This is a genomic window from Neobacillus mesonae (assembly GCF_001636315.1).
Lineage (GTDB): Bacteria > Bacillota > Bacilli > Bacillales > Cytobacillaceae > Neobacillus > Neobacillus mesonae.
In genome coordinates, this window is sequence record NZ_KV440949.1 from 1,739,700 (window position 1) to 1,755,958 (window position 16,259).

General features: G+C 40.7%; 11 protein-coding genes. 7 read left to right on the forward strand and 4 right to left on the reverse strand.

Annotated features, from left to right (window positions below; all coding sequences use genetic code 11):
• Positions 1-34 precede the first annotated feature (34 nt).
• Positions 35-1,399, reverse strand: a complete 1,365-nt coding sequence (locus A6749_RS08550; RefSeq protein WP_084798048.1) for a glycosyltransferase family 2 protein — start codon at positions 1,397-1,399, stop codon at positions 35-37.
• A 652-nt stretch (positions 1,400-2,051) separates the two neighbouring features.
• Here A6749_RS08550 and A6749_RS08555 point away from each other — a divergent pair.
• The 3 genes from A6749_RS08555 to A6749_RS08565 are packed head-to-tail and all read left to right on the forward strand — an operon-like array spanning position 2,052 to position 6,291.
• The gene (locus A6749_RS08555) at positions 2,052-2,756 is read left to right on the forward strand and encodes an ABC transporter ATP-binding protein (RefSeq protein WP_066388041.1); all 705 of its coding nucleotides are present in this window, start codon (positions 2,052-2,054) and stop codon (positions 2,754-2,756) included.
• Complete coding sequence (locus A6749_RS08560; RefSeq protein WP_066388047.1) at positions 2,753-5,083, forward strand: ABC transporter permease; 2,331 nt, start codon at positions 2,753-2,755, stop codon at positions 5,081-5,083. Before A6749_RS08555 ends, A6749_RS08560 begins: the two co-directional genes overlap by 4 nt.
• A gap of 44 nt (positions 5,084-5,127) precedes the next feature.
• Positions 5,128-6,291, forward strand: a complete 1,164-nt coding sequence (locus tag A6749_RS08565; protein ID WP_236719637.1) for an MGDG synthase family glycosyltransferase — start codon at positions 5,128-5,130, stop codon at positions 6,289-6,291.
• Positions 6,292-6,524: 233 nt separating this feature from the next.
• Here the strand turns inward: A6749_RS08565 and A6749_RS08570 are convergent, their stop codons facing one another.
• The gene (locus A6749_RS08570) at positions 6,525-7,628 is read right to left on the reverse strand and encodes an acyltransferase (RefSeq protein WP_066388062.1); all 1,104 of its coding nucleotides are present in this window, start codon (positions 7,626-7,628) and stop codon (positions 6,525-6,527) included.
• 481 nt (positions 7,629-8,109) lie between these two features.
• On the opposite strand from A6749_RS08570, the gene A6749_RS08575 reads away from it, so the two are divergent.
• Positions 8,110-9,285 carry a right-handed parallel beta-helix repeat-containing protein gene (locus A6749_RS08575; RefSeq protein WP_161487123.1) on the forward strand — a complete coding sequence of 392 codons (1,176 nt, stop codon included), beginning with the start codon at positions 8,110-8,112 and terminating at the stop codon, positions 9,283-9,285.
• A 91-nt stretch (positions 9,286-9,376) separates the two neighbouring features.
• Here the strand turns inward: A6749_RS08575 and A6749_RS08580 are convergent, their stop codons facing one another.
• The gene (locus A6749_RS08580) at positions 9,377-12,463 is read right to left on the reverse strand and encodes an efflux RND transporter permease subunit (RefSeq protein ID WP_066388069.1); all 3,087 of its coding nucleotides are present in this window, start codon (positions 12,461-12,463) and stop codon (positions 9,377-9,379) included.
• Between the two features lie 96 nt (positions 12,464-12,559).
• On the opposite strand from A6749_RS08580, the gene A6749_RS08585 reads away from it, so the two are divergent.
• Complete coding sequence (locus A6749_RS08585; RefSeq protein ID WP_066388071.1) at positions 12,560-13,393, forward strand: TetR/AcrR family transcriptional regulator; 834 nt, start codon at positions 12,560-12,562, stop codon at positions 13,391-13,393.
• 54 nt (positions 13,394-13,447) lie between these two features.
• Here the strand turns inward: A6749_RS08585 and A6749_RS08590 are convergent, their stop codons facing one another.
• Positions 13,448-14,653: a Ger(x)C family spore germination protein gene (locus tag A6749_RS08590; RefSeq protein WP_066388079.1), complete on the reverse strand. Its 1,206-nt coding sequence runs from the start codon at positions 14,651-14,653 to the stop codon at positions 13,448-13,450.
• Positions 14,654-14,838: 185 nt separating this feature from the next.
• Between A6749_RS08590 and A6749_RS08595 the strand changes: the two genes are divergently transcribed.
• Both A6749_RS08595 and A6749_RS08600 read left to right on the forward strand, forming a co-directional pair.
• Positions 14,839-15,072 carry a hypothetical protein gene (locus A6749_RS08595; protein WP_066388081.1) on the forward strand — a complete coding sequence of 78 codons (234 nt, stop codon included), beginning with the start codon at positions 14,839-14,841 and terminating at the stop codon, positions 15,070-15,072.
• A gap of 69 nt (positions 15,073-15,141) precedes the next feature.
• On the forward strand, positions 15,142-16,254 hold the full coding sequence (locus tag A6749_RS08600; protein ID WP_161487124.1) for a GerAB/ArcD/ProY family transporter: 1,113 nt from the start codon (positions 15,142-15,144) through the stop codon (positions 16,252-16,254).
• The last annotated feature ends 5 nt before the right edge of the window (positions 16,255-16,259 follow it).

Below are 16,259 nucleotides of genomic sequence, written 5' to 3' on the forward strand. Positions count from 1 at the left end.
TATATAAAATTATTAGATTTTATAATACCCAACATTACCCGCGAGTTCCCCAAGAGGTGGAACGCAGTGTAAGCAGTGCCCAGAAACGAAGCGGGCAAAGTAAAATTAGGAATAAAATTCCATATATAGGTGCCATTAAAAAAGTAAGTGGATTTTTATAGGCATAAAAGACATTTCGTGCATAAGCTGATATTGTCACATAAGCAAAGTAATAGATCGCCATCACCCAGCCCATCGTGGTGGATGTTAGATAAACCGCCATTACAATAGAGACACCAAAGGCAAGCCAAAGGAACATTTCTAGCATGACCCAAACAAAGACATTCGGTTTATGCAACCCAATTTTCAAAGCAATTAAGCTTTCGCGAAAAAAGGATTTATTCCAGCGGGATTGCTGCTTTAGCAGGGTTCGTAAAGTCGTTGGTGCATCTGTAATACAGCGGGCTGTTGATTGATATATTGTCTTGCCCTCTTTAATCGCATAGTTGGTTAGACAACGGTCATCACCTAATTGCACAGGCTGGCCAAGAAACGTTTGTGACCCGTAATGCTCAAGATTCTTCATGACTACTTCACTGCGGTAAGCACTTAAAGGGCCACTGCAGACTAATACATTTTTTGTCACAGAATGGGCAGCACGCTCTACGCGAAAGGCGTTATCATAACGCATATCAATTAAACGTGTCAGAATATTATCTGTTCGGTTGCGGATATTAACGTGGCCAGTAGTCGCCATCACTTCAGGGTCATTCATTGGTTTTAATAGTTCACGAATGGCATTAGGGAATATCGTACAGTCCGAATCCACAGTTACGTAGATATCGCCTGTTGCCCGTTCGAATGCCCAGATTTGCGCATGGCGCTTCCCTTGGTTTTCCGGAAGCCGGTGAACGATTATGTTGGGAAGCGTACTTCCAGGGAACAAGGAGGCTGTTTCTCCACTGACCGCCATCAAACTCTTCTTGAGTTCTAACACTGCCTCATATGCAGATCGGTCCTTACTGCCATCATCAATGACAAATATTTCATGAATAGGATAATCCTGCTTTAAGATACTTTCTACCGTTCCCAACACAGCATCAGGTGCTTCGTTATAGGATGGAATCACAACAGATACCTTTAAATCAGGAGGCTCCATTGTCACTTCTGTATACTTAAATGAAAGCAGCATTTTTCCTAATAGATACGTAATCATCACCGATCCATAAAGGCCAATGGTTAAATTAAATCGGTCTGAAGCCGTCCAATTGACGAAAAACAGGGCTGCTACCGTTAAAACAAATAATGTGATGACGAATGTCTTTTCCCTTATCGATAATTTTTTCTCTGTAAGAATGCCCTGATTGAGCTGCCCCGCATTAGGATTAGGTACTTGTAATTCAGGTTCAAGGTTTGCCATCCAACCACTCCTCTCAAATGTAAGTTTTGCATTTTCAAATCCAACCATTGTCAAAATTAGATTATTAATATTCCGTTTTTCCTGCAATCTATCGTTTTTCCTGTGACAAAATTCATTGTCATTTCATTCCTTAGCTTCAAAGTCCAGCTCTCACAACAATGGAATCGTTTCCAAAAACCAGTAAATAATCTGTAAGCTTTGTAATGTTTATTTTATATTTCTGCGTTTCTCTCAAAAAAAGGACAAACACTACGTATTCCAGCTACCTTTTTAACTTTGTAAAAATCTTAACAAAAGGTTAACAATTAAATTTTGAAAAAATGGAAAATGTTGCGTCGCTAGCTAAAATTAGGGAAATTTTAGAACTAAAACTATAAAAATAAGCAATGCTATCTAAAAAAACCGTCTATTTCGACGATTTTTGACAAAATTCGATAAAAATATAGGAAATTCTTCACGTCCTGTAAAAATATTTTCTGGTAAATATAGGTAAAAACTGACTATCCTCATGCTAATAAGTCCTTATCATCCTTTTGAAAAAGGCGATGTCACTTTTTTCCTTAATTGAAGTAGACAGGTCCATAGGGTTAAATTAGACTTAAAATCATTTCGACTGACCCTAGCGGCCAGTTGTAAGGAAAGGAGCTGTACCATGATTAAACTTGAAAATGTAACAAAAATCTTCCCGGTCGGCGGAGAGCCGTACTATACGCTCGATCACGTAAGCTTTCAAATTGAAAAGCAAGAATTTGTCGGCATTATTGGCAAGTCAGGTAGTGGAAAAACCACTCTATTACATATCATGAGCGGAATCGATACCCCCTCCTTTGGAACAGTAAACATCAATGGCACTGATATTTCACGTCTTTCTCCTCGTGAATTAACCAAATGGAGGCTGCATAACATTGGAATTGTATTTCAAGCCTTTCATCTAATTCCGACCCTTACGCTGCTTGAAAATGTCATTCTTCCAATGGAATTTGCCTCCCCTTTTCAAAAGCGTCAAAAAAAGGAGCGGGCTAAGGAATTACTGGCTTCTGTCGGATTAGCAGATAAGTGGCATCTTTTTCCCGACCATGCCTCTGGTGGTGAAAAACAACGGACAGCGATTGCTCGAGCATTAGCCAATGATCCGCCGCTCATTTTGGCAGACGAACCAACCGGAAATTTAGACAGTGAAAACGCCAGCCATATCTTTTCCTTATTTCAACAGCTTGCAGCGAATGGCAAAACTATTGTCATGGTGACGCATGATGGAGACCTGGCTAAGCAGATGCCACATACATTGGAACTAAAGGATGGACAAGTCATCAGCAGCTTAGCCGACAACCGCGATAAGGGACTGAGGGTACAATGATTCCTATTTATATTAAAAAGGCTTGGAAAGATTTGGCGCGGCAAAAGGGGCGAACGATTTTTATTGTTCTTTCACTTACCATTTGCCTGGCTGTCATTGGTGCTTTGTTTCAGACAAATGAAGTATTTAATCAAGGGATCCGGCAAAATGCGGAAAGGAGTAATACCGCGGACCTGGCGATTTATACGTCTCCGTTTAGGGGTGACATCTCTTTTTTAACAAACATCAGCGGAATCAAACAGGTGGAGGCCAAGAAGCAAGTAAGAGTACGGATCAAGCTGCATCATCAGTTTAAAAACTTTGAACTGCTCGCTTTACCCGCTCAGCCTGTTTTCCATATCAACCAAATACAAGCTAAACCGCTCCCGTTAAAGGGCTCATCCGACGTACTGCTACTTGAAAAATCAACGTTGAAGCACTTTAAACTGGCAATAGGTGATCATGTAATGATGTCGATTCCCGGAAAACAACCGAAACAGCTAACCATTAAGGGCACTGTGGAAGATGTTTCACGAATTCCAACTCGATTTAGCGGTCTAGGCTACGGTTATGTGCCAAAAGAGGTATTAGCGGATGCAGAACTGACAACGGCTGATAATCTCATTCACGTTAGTTTTGAATCTCCTCTTTCAGAAATACAGAAAAACAACTTGATTCAACAAATCAAGACAAAGCTGCAATTGAAACATATTACTGTTTTCCGAGCTGAATTATCACAGGAAACCTTGTCTCTACGAAAAACTGTAGTTAATACGATCCTGCTCTTATTACTACTGTTAGGCATATTTGCCTTTTTTCTTGGGTTTTTATTAAACATTCACCTGTTTCAACGAATGGTTGCCGATCAGGTGTATGATCTAAGCATTCAAAAGGTCCTTGGGGCAGCATCGCGCTATCTTTGGAGGCAATTATCAGCCGCTCTCATATTGCTAGGTTCAATCGTGTGTATCTTAGCCGTTTCCTTGGGGGGAGTTATCTCCTATCTGTTTACCGGCTATTTATTCCACGAACTGAATTTAGGAGAAACGGAATTTACCTTTTCTTTAAAGGTACTGGCAGGAATTTTTGCCTTATCTTTTCTTATCCCAATCCTAGCTGCTTCTTTCCCGATTCGGAAGGTACTAAAGGCCCCGATTATTCAGGGACTACAGACAATCAGCCGCCCCTATGGAAAGAGAAAACAAAAACTTTCAAGACGCAAATTTCATTATCGTGTTCTCTCTTTTCGTTATGCACTAACAAAGAAGATACAGCTGATTACGAACATTTTGATGCTGTCCTTTGGCGGAGCGATTATCATTGCCTGTATGGCACTTAATCACTCTTTACAGCTGACACTCAAAGAAATGAATCACTTTTGGGATTATAGCTCGGAATGGAGTATTCGAACACAGCTGCCAACAGAACGGTTGCTTCAATCGGTCAACCATATAAATGGTGTAAAAGGGGCTGAGGCTTGGACCTCTAGAAACGCAGTCATTTCACATGACTCTGCCAAACGAAATGTTTTATTACATGCTGTACCCGGACAAACACTCTTTATCGTGCCGAACATGGAAGAAGGACAATGGCTTGATCCACAAGTTCCTAACGGCATTGTCATCAGTTCTGATATTAAGCAAATCTTGAAGGATATTAAATTAGGAGATTCTTTAGGCATTCAAATCGGCCAGCAAGAAAAGAAATGGAAGGTGACAGGGATCCTGAAACAACAGCTGACAGGTCCAGTCATTTATATGAATCAACCCGCCTACACGAAATGGATCCATACTTCCTCTCATAACCGCCTGCTGATTCAAAAGGATAAAGGTCGGTCACTAAGCAAGGTGCAACAGGGAGTGGAAAAATGGCTTACCGCTCATAATGTAGAAATTGAAGCATCTGATCAGGTGCAGGACATGAAGTCACGCCCAAAGGAAATTATTCGCCTGATTGTCTATACACTTTTGTTGGTCGGTATTCTATTCGCTGGGGTTGGCATCCTAAACCTCATGACGACGATGAGCATTAACGTACAGGAACGAAAAAAGGAAATTGGCATCATTCGCTCATTGGGCGGCGGCAAGATAAGGATTTATCAGCTATTTATTGGCGAAGGAATATGGATTGCAACAGTGAGCTGGGCTTGTTCCGTTGCCATGTCCTACCCGCTGCAAGCATTGTTGAGCAACAAAATTGGCGAGGTACTGTTAAAATCTCCGCTTAATTCGGAACTTACTTTGCAAGGGAGTATCCTTTGGTTCTGTGTGAGTCTATTCATCGGTATCGCGGGAAGTTATCTGCCTGCTAGAAAAGCAGCAAACAAGCCTCTTTCGAAATTACTATAAAGTCTCTCCGCTATGAGGAGGACCAAATGGGTGGGGGATTAGAATTGAAAAGAATCTTGATATTACCACTTTTCACCATGGAGTCCGGTCATCATCGCAGCTCACAGGCGTTAATGGAGTCATTCAAAAGACTGGACCCTTCGATTCACTGCGAAAAGGTGGACTTTCTCAGTTACGTAAATACAACACTTGAAAAACTTGTTTCCCAGCTTTACTTAAAATGGATTACCAAAGTGCCAGGGTTTTATAGTTCATTTTACAAACAATTTTTTTATCAGCAATCAAGGCTGCTTGAGTTTGTTTATGAAACTCTTTTTTTAGAAATAATGCAAAGGTTAATTGAAGAAAAACAGCCGGATGTGTTGATCTGTACCCATAGCTTCCCATCGTTTCTGATTAGTAAACTGAAAGAATATAACAGATGTCACATCCCAGTTGTCAATATTTATACGGATTTTTGCTTGAATCATTTATGGGGGAAAGAGCAGGTGGATTTACACTTTGTTCCCTCTAAGTCGGCGAAGGAACATTTAATGACAAGCTCTGTTCCTGAAGAAAACATTGTCATCACAGGGATTGTGACCAACGACCAATTTTTAAAAAGAAAAAGGAAAAAAGCCAGGGAAGAGAAAATTCATGTTCTAGTAGCAGGTGGCAGTTTGGGGCTCGGGGAGTTGTCCTCTTTGCTAGATTCGAGGAATAATAATGCCGTAGAATATCGTGTGCTGTGCGGTTCCAATCGATCTTTATACCAAAAGGTGACAGCGTTAAATTCGGATAGTATTCAACCATATTCCTATATTTCGAGTCCTGCCCAAATGAATCAGCTTTATGATTGGGCTGATGCCTTGATAACCAAACCAGGCGGCGTAACAGTAAGCGAAGCGCTGAAAAAACAGCTTCCCGTGTTTATCCATTCCGTGCTTCCTGGGCAGGAAGAATTGAATATGAGCTTTCTTAAATCAAGGGGACTTGTATTGAAGCTGAACAAAAACAAGCAGATCGAAAAGCAAATCGTATCGGTTCTGAATCATCCGGATGCTTTAAGTAACATCAACGAAGCGATGCAGCTTTTCTTACAAGAGGCGGAGCTTCTAAGCTGCAGCGAGGCTACGCGGTTGATTGTCGAGCGAATGTTCAATCATGCCGCCTATAAGCGAAGCGTATACCTTGAGCAGATTGTTTCCCGGTTACAACAAAGTCTTTAAGACTTATTTTTGCTAAACAGGTTGTAATAGATAAAGCCGCAGCCCGCCGCTAATACACCAATATGAATCCATGTAAAGGTTTCGCGAAAAACTTCCATAAATTGAATCATAGACGTATCCTGCTTTCTTTGAAATTCCTATGATTTAGAATATACCCTTTTCGATATATTTTATACAGCTTATTTTAGTAAAAAAAAAGCCAAGTTCTAGCTTGGCTTTTTTCATAATTCACCCTACACAGCTATCTTATTGGTATGTATTTCTTTTTGTGTCATTGACTGCCTTTTCCTCATTTTCGGCACTGGAATCACAAATTGACTAAAAGGCATGAATTGGATAATTCTAATAAATACCACCGCGATCAGGATGACAGAGATAAACATCAGCGGTACATAAAAGACACTCCAGTAGTTTTGAGGTAAATGTCTAGCAAATAAATATAAGATCATGGGATGAATAAGATAGATGCCCATGGAGTATTTCCCAATAATCGTCAGAGATTTGTTCAGTACATTCCATCTTGAAAAAAACGGATACATTCCAATCACAGCAATACACAGCAAAGGAATATTGGCTAAATTGGTTAACCTTCGATTGGATACATACCCATTTACCTTATACTCTACGATTGCTCCAAGCGAAATAAGCATGGCGATGGTGAACATCTTCCACGGACGTTTGACGGCAAAACTAACGATTTCATCCCAAAAGTAGGCAAGAAAGCCGCCAAAAGCAAAGTAAAAAATCCAAACCGGCATAAACGATTTGCTTGAGAGAAAATCTCCAACCGGTCCATTAATATCAGATTGAAATCCGTAAAGCTGGTAGCTGATCCAAAGCGATAGAAAAGTAAAGATCATCATAAGTGTTTGCGTACGAAACAGCTTTTGCAGAAAAGGAAATAGAAAATAGAATTGAATCACAATCACCACAAAATATAAGTGATAAAAGGAATTTCCCTGTAAAATCTTAACGACTTCCGCTTGCACATCTCCAAATGCTTGATGATCATAGTAATAAAGGAGATAGCGGTAAGCAAGACTCCAAATGAGAAAAGGAATAACGATCTTCGTTAAACGCGATTTTAAAAAATAGCCTAAGTGAAACCCTTTATTTCTTACCTGAAAGAACAGCAGAAAACCGCTGATTACGGCAAAAATAGGGGTACCAAAACGCCCATATTGATTAAGAAAATAGGTAAACTCATTCCATGTTTGACTATTCATTCCATAGTTTGTCGCGGAGACATGGACGCAGACAACGGCCAGGCAGGCAAACGCACGCAAAAAGTGAATCTCGTAAATATATTTCCTCTCCCTTGGTCCTTCAATAGACATTTATACATCCTCCTTATCAACCAAATGTAAGCTTCATTTTAATGGAATGCTAATGGAGGATGTTGGGTTTTTTGGAAAATTGGTAAATGGTCATAGTTTGGAAAAAGGGTCAAATGATTCATTGATTTCTTTGGTAAAGCTCTCTAGCTACTTGTTTTACCCATGAGTTTATTTTCCTACCAGTTCAAAATTGAAGGAAAGGACACAGAATTTCCCTTTGCTTCAATTAACTTTCTTTAATGTTTGATACCGTAGTCCTAAAAAATGCGAAAGAGTGATTGCACCGACGTCCTATTTCAGTCAGCCTTTCAGTCCCTTTCTACTATTTTTAGGAAAAACAATAGTTGATAGACGATAAAAACGTGATTTATGGAGATAATATATAAGAGAGTGAGCAAAAAACAGGGGTCAGTGACATATGTTATTCATGGGCCGGATATTGGACATTTATAATTCTTTTGTAAAAGAGGAGTTTGGGAGATTGCTAAGAAGAAAAAAATGGTTACTATTTATTCTAATTGGAGTCTTGTCTACATTACTTATGATTTGGTACAACCAAACAAAGGCGGTGAACGTAAAAGATTACGGTGCTGAGGGAGATGGTATTACGGATGATACAACGGCCATTGAGATGGCCATGCAGGACAGCCGTAACCATAAAATTTATTTTCCACCCGGTACATATAAAATTACGAGGGAAATAGCTATTCACGACGGGGTAGAAATAACAGGGGAACAGGCCGCCCTAAAAGCTGGTGCTGATTTATTTACGATGCTTCGTATTAAGGGACAGCATGTCCATATTGAAGGGATGACATTCAATGGAAGCAATACATCCCTAAGAGGGCTGACGATTGCCAATGGATCACGTTACGTTGTTATCTCCAATTGCCGTATCCACCATATAACACAGCCTGAAAACCCTTCCCTATCCCGTCTAACTGTCAGCGGGATTCGCATTGAGGGCGGAACAAGAAATATTAGCATTGATCATTGTAAAATTCAAAATGTCTTTGCCCGAAACCCCATTAAGGGCTGGGATCACTATGTAGCACGGGGAATTTTAATCAGCCCGGAACAGACACAGCAGCCTGCCGCTAAAAATATAACCATCAGTCATTCTTCCTTTACCAGCATTGGACCAAAGGATGATGGCGATGGCATTGTGATTCAGGGGTTTGATGAGGACGTTAATCTAAAAATTTTAAACAATATCTTTTCTTATAATCATAAAAGGGCAATAAAAATCCAATCCCCCGGCACGCTTATCAAAGGAAATAAAATTTACAACAATTTTTATAAAAATAATTTCTATACGACATACCCGGAAAATGATGCCTATGACATGTGGGCCGCCATTTCCGTATATGCAAGTAATACGACCATCGAAAAAAACACCATTACCGGCGTGGGCCGCTACGCAAGAGTGATTGATATATCTAATGCAAGCGATATTAAAATTATCAATAATGTGCTGAAGAACGGCTACAGAGGAACCAACCATGATTCATCAATGATCAGTATCACCTCCACCAAGTCAGGGGAGATTTTAAAAAACTTTACCATTCTCGATAATACCTTTATTAACGGACGGTTCGGTGTTCTCGCTTCAAGCAAAATCACCAATCTAAAAGTTTGGAATAATAAATTGAATTAAAAAGGGGTCAGTTCCTTGCTACTGTGCAGCAAGGGCTGGCCCCTTTTATTGAAAGTAATATAGGAATGATCTCACATACTTCCTAACCTTATCAGTTTTCCTCTATATCTCTCCTATTCTTTTTGAATAGTTTGGATAAGATTTCGTATACGATTGGTACGACGATTAGTGTTAATAGCGTTGAACTTGTTAAACCGCCGATAACGGTGATCGCCAGACCCTTTGATATCAACCCTCCGCCGCCTGCGCCGAGTGCGAGCGGCACGAGGGCGCCGATTGTAGCAATCGCTGTCATTAGGATAGGGCGAAGACGGGTTGCGCCGGCCTCAAGAATCGCTTCACGCATTGTCAGCCCAGCGCGTTCCATATGGATAATCCTGTCGACTAATACAATCGCGTTGGTGACAACAATCCCGATTAACATCAATAGTCCCATCATGACAGAGACGGAAATGGTTTCGCCTGAAATCAGCAGACCGACAAAGGAGCCAATAACCGTAAACGGCAGCGAGAACAGGACGGCAAATGGCGCGAGACCTTCACCGAATGTGACTACCAAAATGAAGTAGACAATGGCAATTGCTGCCAGCATTGCGGCACCGAGCTGGGTGAACGTTTCATTCATATCCGCCTGCACACCGGCGACTCCGACCGTTACCCCCTTAGGCAAGTCTAGTTTATCAATTTCCTTCTTCACATTGGATGTTACATTGGAAACATCTTTATCGGTAATTTTCCCTGAAACACTTGCAAAGTACTCCCCTTTACTGCGTGAAAGGGTGTTTAAGGTTGTTCCCTTTTTAACTGTAACAAGGTCAGAAAGCGGCATCGGTTTACCCAATGCTGTTGGAATCTGTGTTTTTAACATTTCATCAATTGATTTTGGCTTTTGCTTCGATTTTTCCTGCTGCACAATGACATCTAAAGCATTGCCGTCTTTTTCAATCGTTGTTAACACATCTTGTTTTTGCATTGGATTTAACATCATCACAAGCTGACCCGCGGTTAAACCGTACTTGATCAATTCATCCTGCTGGACACGAAGAGTGTATTCAACGTAGGCATCCTCAGCACTGGAGGTCACGTCCTTGACGCCCTTCTGTTTCTTCATCACATCTTCTGCCATTTTGACAGATTTATTGAGCTTATTTATGTCTTCACTGTAGAAAGTGTAGCTGACTTCATTTTCCGCACCAGACATCGATGAGAAGTTCTGGCTTCTCCACTTGCCCGACTGACCGATATTTTTCACATAGTCCTCAATTTCATCTCGGACCTTCGGGAAGTTCTCCATATCCGGGTCAAAGATGAGGTACATCAAGGCACCGCCACCGCCGCCGCCCATCATCACAGCGGTTTGATCGCCGGCTTCCGTAATGGATATTTGTACAATATCAATATCTTTACGCTTCAGCATTTGATCTTCGACGACTTTTACGTTTTCCATTGTTTCTTCCTTAAGCTCGCCGGCTTTCGGTGTATACGTTAAGTACATCACTTTATCTTCTTCACTGCCAAGGAAACTGAAGCCGATTAATGGTGTTAATGCCAAACTGCCGGCCAATAAAATAATCGCAAGCAGTGATGTAATGACTTTATGGTTCAAGCATTTTTCCAGGAACCATTTATACCATTGGGCAAGCTCGCCCGCCTCTTTATGACGTTTCGCCGTCTTCTCTCCGTAAAGCTTTTTCTTAAATAAGAAGTGTGACAATGCCGGTACGATGGTGATCGCTACAAGCAGCGAAGCGCCAAGTGCGAAGGCCATTGTCAAAGCAAACGGCGCGAACAGCTCGCCGACCATTCCGCCAACAAAAATCAGCGGGGCAAAAACGGCAACCGTTACTAATGTAGATGATGCAATCGGCTTGAACATTTCGAGCGTTGCTTCACGGATAAGGGCACGTCCAGATAATTTTTCTTCTTTTAAATGGAGGCGCCGGTAAATATTTTCGACGACGACTATCGAGTCATCGATGACCCGGCCGATGGCAACGGTGATCGCCCCAAGCGTCATAATGTTCAGGGTGATATCCATCCAGTGCAAAATCATTAGCGCCATAAAAATCGATACCGGGATCGAGATAATCGAAATAATCATTGATTTAAAGTCCCGCAGGAATAACAGAATGATTAATACAGCAATCAAACCGCCGAATACCGCTTTTTCGATCATCGTTGCGACTGATTCTTCGATTGGCTTCCCTTGGTCAAGGGTAACATTAATGACCAAGCCGTCAATTTTCGCTTTTTCATCCTTCGCTAACTCCTTAACCTTGTTAACGACATCAACCGTGTTTGCCTGCTGAGCTTTCACAATTTGAATTGCAATCGCATCTTTGCCGTTTGTCCGGGAGATCGATTTTACTTTACCGACTAATTTCACGTCGGCAATATCGCTAAGTTTGACAAATGGCGAAGGGTTTTTAGCTGACGGCGTGACAGGAATCAGCATGTCCTTTAATTCCTTCATGGTCATGAATTTGCCGTCAATTGCAACCGCCTGCTCCCCTTCCTTGAACTCATAAAGTCCTAAAGAAACCGACATGTTGCTTGCCTTGATCATGTCCTTGACTTTATCTTCCGTTAAGCCAAGCTCTTCCATTTCTGCTTTTTTATACGTCAGGTCCACTTCTTCGATATGCTGGCCTGTTATCGTGGCTGAGGCTACTCCTTCAATTTTCTCAATCTTTGGAAGCAGGCTTTCCTCGACTGTGGAGGTTAATTCTACTATGTCTTCTTTTGTGCTGCTGACGCTTAAGGCGACAACCGGCATCATATTCATGCTGATGGACGAAGTGGTCGGTTTTTCCGCCCCTTCAGGTAATTTTACATTATCTAACGCTGATTTTAATTCACGTTTCGCTTCATCCATGTCGATCCCGTATTCGTATTCCACCTGGATGCTCGACATGTTTGAATACGAGTTGGAATACACGGCCTTTACATGATCAAGACCTTCCACTGCTTTTTCAATCGGCATGGAGACGTCTTCCATTACTTTTTCGGGAGTAGCGCCAGGATAGACGTCAGTTACCATTAAGTATGGAATCGAGATATTCGGAATCGTCTCCATATTCATCCGCATTCCTGAATAAATCCCGGTTACCGTGATGATAATGGTTAACAGCCATACTGCTAATTTATTCTTTATAACAAAATTGACAAACCCTTTCACGATGACACCTGCCTTTAATTGACGAATTCAACTCAATTACCTATAATAATGACCGAGTAGTCATTTGTCAAACAAAAGACCATGGGAGCGGATCATATGTCAAAAAAACAACTAATCATGGAGACGGCCCTGGAGCTATTTGCAAAGCAGGGATTCGAGGCTACATCTGTACAACAAATCACCGACCAGTGCGGAATTTCCAAAGGCGCATTTTACTTATCGTTTAAATCAAAGGATGAATTGATTTTCGCCTTGATTGATTATTTCATGATGCAGATTACTTCAGATATTGACCACATAGTCAGCCAAGCTGCGGACCAGGACCTTTTATACCAATTTTACTATACGATTTATCAATCTTTTCATAAGCATTCCGATTTTGCAAAAGTCCTATTCAAGGAACAATCACAAACGTTCAATAAAGAACTGATTGTAAAAATGCAGTACTACGATCAATTAATCTCGGACGCAATTCTATCCATGCTGGAACGCTTATATGGCGAGCGTATCGCCAGGATAAAATACGATTTGATGTATTGCATTAAAGGGTTTATGAATACGTATTCCCAGTTATTTGTGTTTTATAATGTTCCATTGGATTTGAAGCTCTTGGCAGAGTCGCTTGTGGAAAAAACAAATCTGTTGGCGAAACACACGACTGTTCCATTTGTTTCAGACGAACTCGTGGAGATGTTTAAATTTAAGCAGCCCGCTGATAAAGCTGCGGCGAAGGAACAGCTGGCGGCTTTGCTAGATGAAAAAGTGGAAGAAATGGAAGATTCCATTGAAAAGGAATCTCTGCTGCTGCTTAAAGAGGAACTGCAGCAACCAAAGTTTCCGCCGGCGATTGTAAAAGGACTGATTGAAAACATCAGACAAAACCCTCATTGCAAATGGATTGCCTACCTGCTCCGCCGGTATTTTGCGTGAAGCATGGAGACGGTTTTCTTGCTTCAATGCGAAGCGAGAGAACCGTCCCTGGCTTCATTCTTTTTGAATCTTGTTATAAGGAGAGTTCTTGATTGTTCCGATTCGGCGGATTTTCACTTTAATGTTTAAGTCCACTTGCAGGTTTCTATAGTACTGTGGTTTCCAATTGTTTTTGATCTTTTTCCAATAATCTGGGTTTGAGCGGTGGAGGGCTTCGCCGAAACCGAAGATATCTGCGTTAAAATCTTTTTGCGATAATTTTAACGCAGCACGAATATTCCTTTTGATATCATTTTCAGTTTTGATTTCAAGGTCACGAATAGTTTGTGGATTCGTCAAATCGAGCGTCCTGCACTGTACATTGCCGACATTCGCTTCTGCCTCGTATCGGACAATTCCTTTTGGTTTCTCTTTTAAAAGTACCGTTTTTATATCTGATTTAGTCCTGACTAATTCAATCGCAGCTATTCCCTTTTCTGGACAAGGAACCTCTATCACAGTACTTTTAACATTTCCTAAAGCTTCATTTAGCCCTTTGCTTTCAGCCTCATATAACCAGCCGACCAGCCGGTCACCTTTGAAAATGCCAATGTCTTGGTACTTTAATCTTGTCCGGGGAACCGTTCGCTGGACATTTTCCAGCGCTTCTCCCTCCGCTTCATCGCCGGTGATAATAATTCCTGTTAATTTAGCATCCATTCCATCGCTTATTAACTCAGAAATTAATTGATCTAGTGTAATCGTAATCGTCGGGGCCCATGCTTTTTGGGATGCCTCCAAGGAATCATATAGCTGATTGACGGGGATTTTCTCTAATTCTGTTAACACTTTTAAAATATCTCCGCCCCTTCTGCCTTTAGCTACAGTAATATAAAAGTCTGTCCGTAATTCCTGATCTCTTGTTAAAGAGTCTATAGACTCACCAATTCCTTCCCTGGCCAATTCCTCCCCATATACTAAAAATCGAAGATGGGAAAAATAGAGTTTTCTTGGGGATACGGTTGTAATCCTCCTAATTGCCTCAAAAAAAGTATCGCCTTTTTCTTGATACACGACTACCGGAACTTTCCCATCTCCCCCTTCCTTCGCTGCAATTTGTCCCGGATTTACGACTTGAACGGTAATCAGATATTCATCATCTATCTTATCAATTGCCAATCCTACCACGATGGCGAGTTCGTTTAATTCCTTGCGGTTCCAACACCCAGTAAGGAGGAGTAATAGGCTTATCGAACAGAAGATAAGGAGGATTCGCTTCATTTGCTTCACCTTTTTCGAACTTTAGTCACCGTTTATACTCTCCAAAAGCTGGATACTTTACGCCATTAACGTTCGAAATTATTTTTTTAATAAAAATTCATTGGACCGCACAGGACGTTTATTTCCTTATCGGTATGGTGAATAATATAGGTGATAATTTAAAATGTGATTTTAGGAGTTTATAGATGCTTGGAGTTGCCGGGGTCATAGCAGCAGCAGTAATCATTTTAATATTGGAAGTTCCCTATTTGATAAAGAAAAAGCTGAGAAGAGAAACATGGTTTTTTTCGTTTATACTATTATTCGCGGTAGGTATGGGCATTGCTGTAAGCTTGCAAGTTAATATACCGAACCCGCGCACTGGACTTACAATAATTTACAAACCATTTTATGAACTGCTGAATAAATGGCTGGAATAAATCCTTTAACATTCTTTCTATTCCATTTTCATAATTAGTAATCAACCATTGATGGGAAGTTGAAATTTGGTGAATACTGTTAAAATTTCTGCTCGGCAATTTGCCATATTAGTGACATTATTTTCTACTGGGACAGCAATCTTGATTATTCCCGGGGCGATGGCTCAAGCAGCTGAACAGGATGCTTGGCTTGGCGCTTTCATTGGAACATGTACAAGTTTATTGCTAGTAGCATTATACAACTTGATTGGCAGAAAATACCCTACTTTGACCATCATAGAGATGAATGAAACCATTTTGGGTAAATGGATCGGTAAGCTGGTTTCTTTCTCATTGATATTCTTCTCCTTTTACGCATCAGCTATATCGCTTTCCGATGTTGGAAACTTCGTGTCAACTCAGCTGATGCCAGAAACACCAAATGCGGCAATTCAAATTATTTTTGTTCTCATTGTCATTATGGGAATACGCCTTGGACTCGAAACCCTTGCCCGTTCAGCTGAAATCCTATTTGGCCTTTTTGTTGTTCTTTTTATTTTTGGAGCAGTCGTCGTATTACCCCAAGCTGAAATTAAGAATATTCAGCCCATGTTTGATTCAAGTATCAAACATATAATAAAATCAATTTTTATTTATATTAGTATATTTTCCTTACCTTTAGTTGTCTTATTAATGATTTTTCCTAGTTGTGTACAACCATCCAAAAAAGCAGGTAAAAGTTTTTATATGGGGATTCTGCTGGCCGGTCTTTGCCTAAATATCATGATTGTTGTTACTACTATGGTTTTAGGTCCGTATTTGAGTGCTCATCAGATGTATGCCAGTTATGCTGTAGCTAGAATGATGAAGATAGGAGACTTCTTACAACGGGTGGAAGCCATCATTGCCGGCATGTGGATGATCTCCCTTTATTTTAAATTATCCCTTTATTTTTATGCTGTAGTTATTGGACTTGCTCAAACATTAAAACTACATGATCATCGCCCCCTAACATTACCAATTGGAATGGTTCTGCTAATTTTTTCTTTAATCATTAATCCGAATGTAGTTATAGCTGATACTTTTAATGCGGAAGTTTGGCCAGTATATGCGTTAACATACGGATTCTTACTTCCCTTATTCCTTCTCGCTGTTCATTTAGTAAGAAGCATTATTCAGCGGAATAATAACCAAAAAAAGTGAAGCTG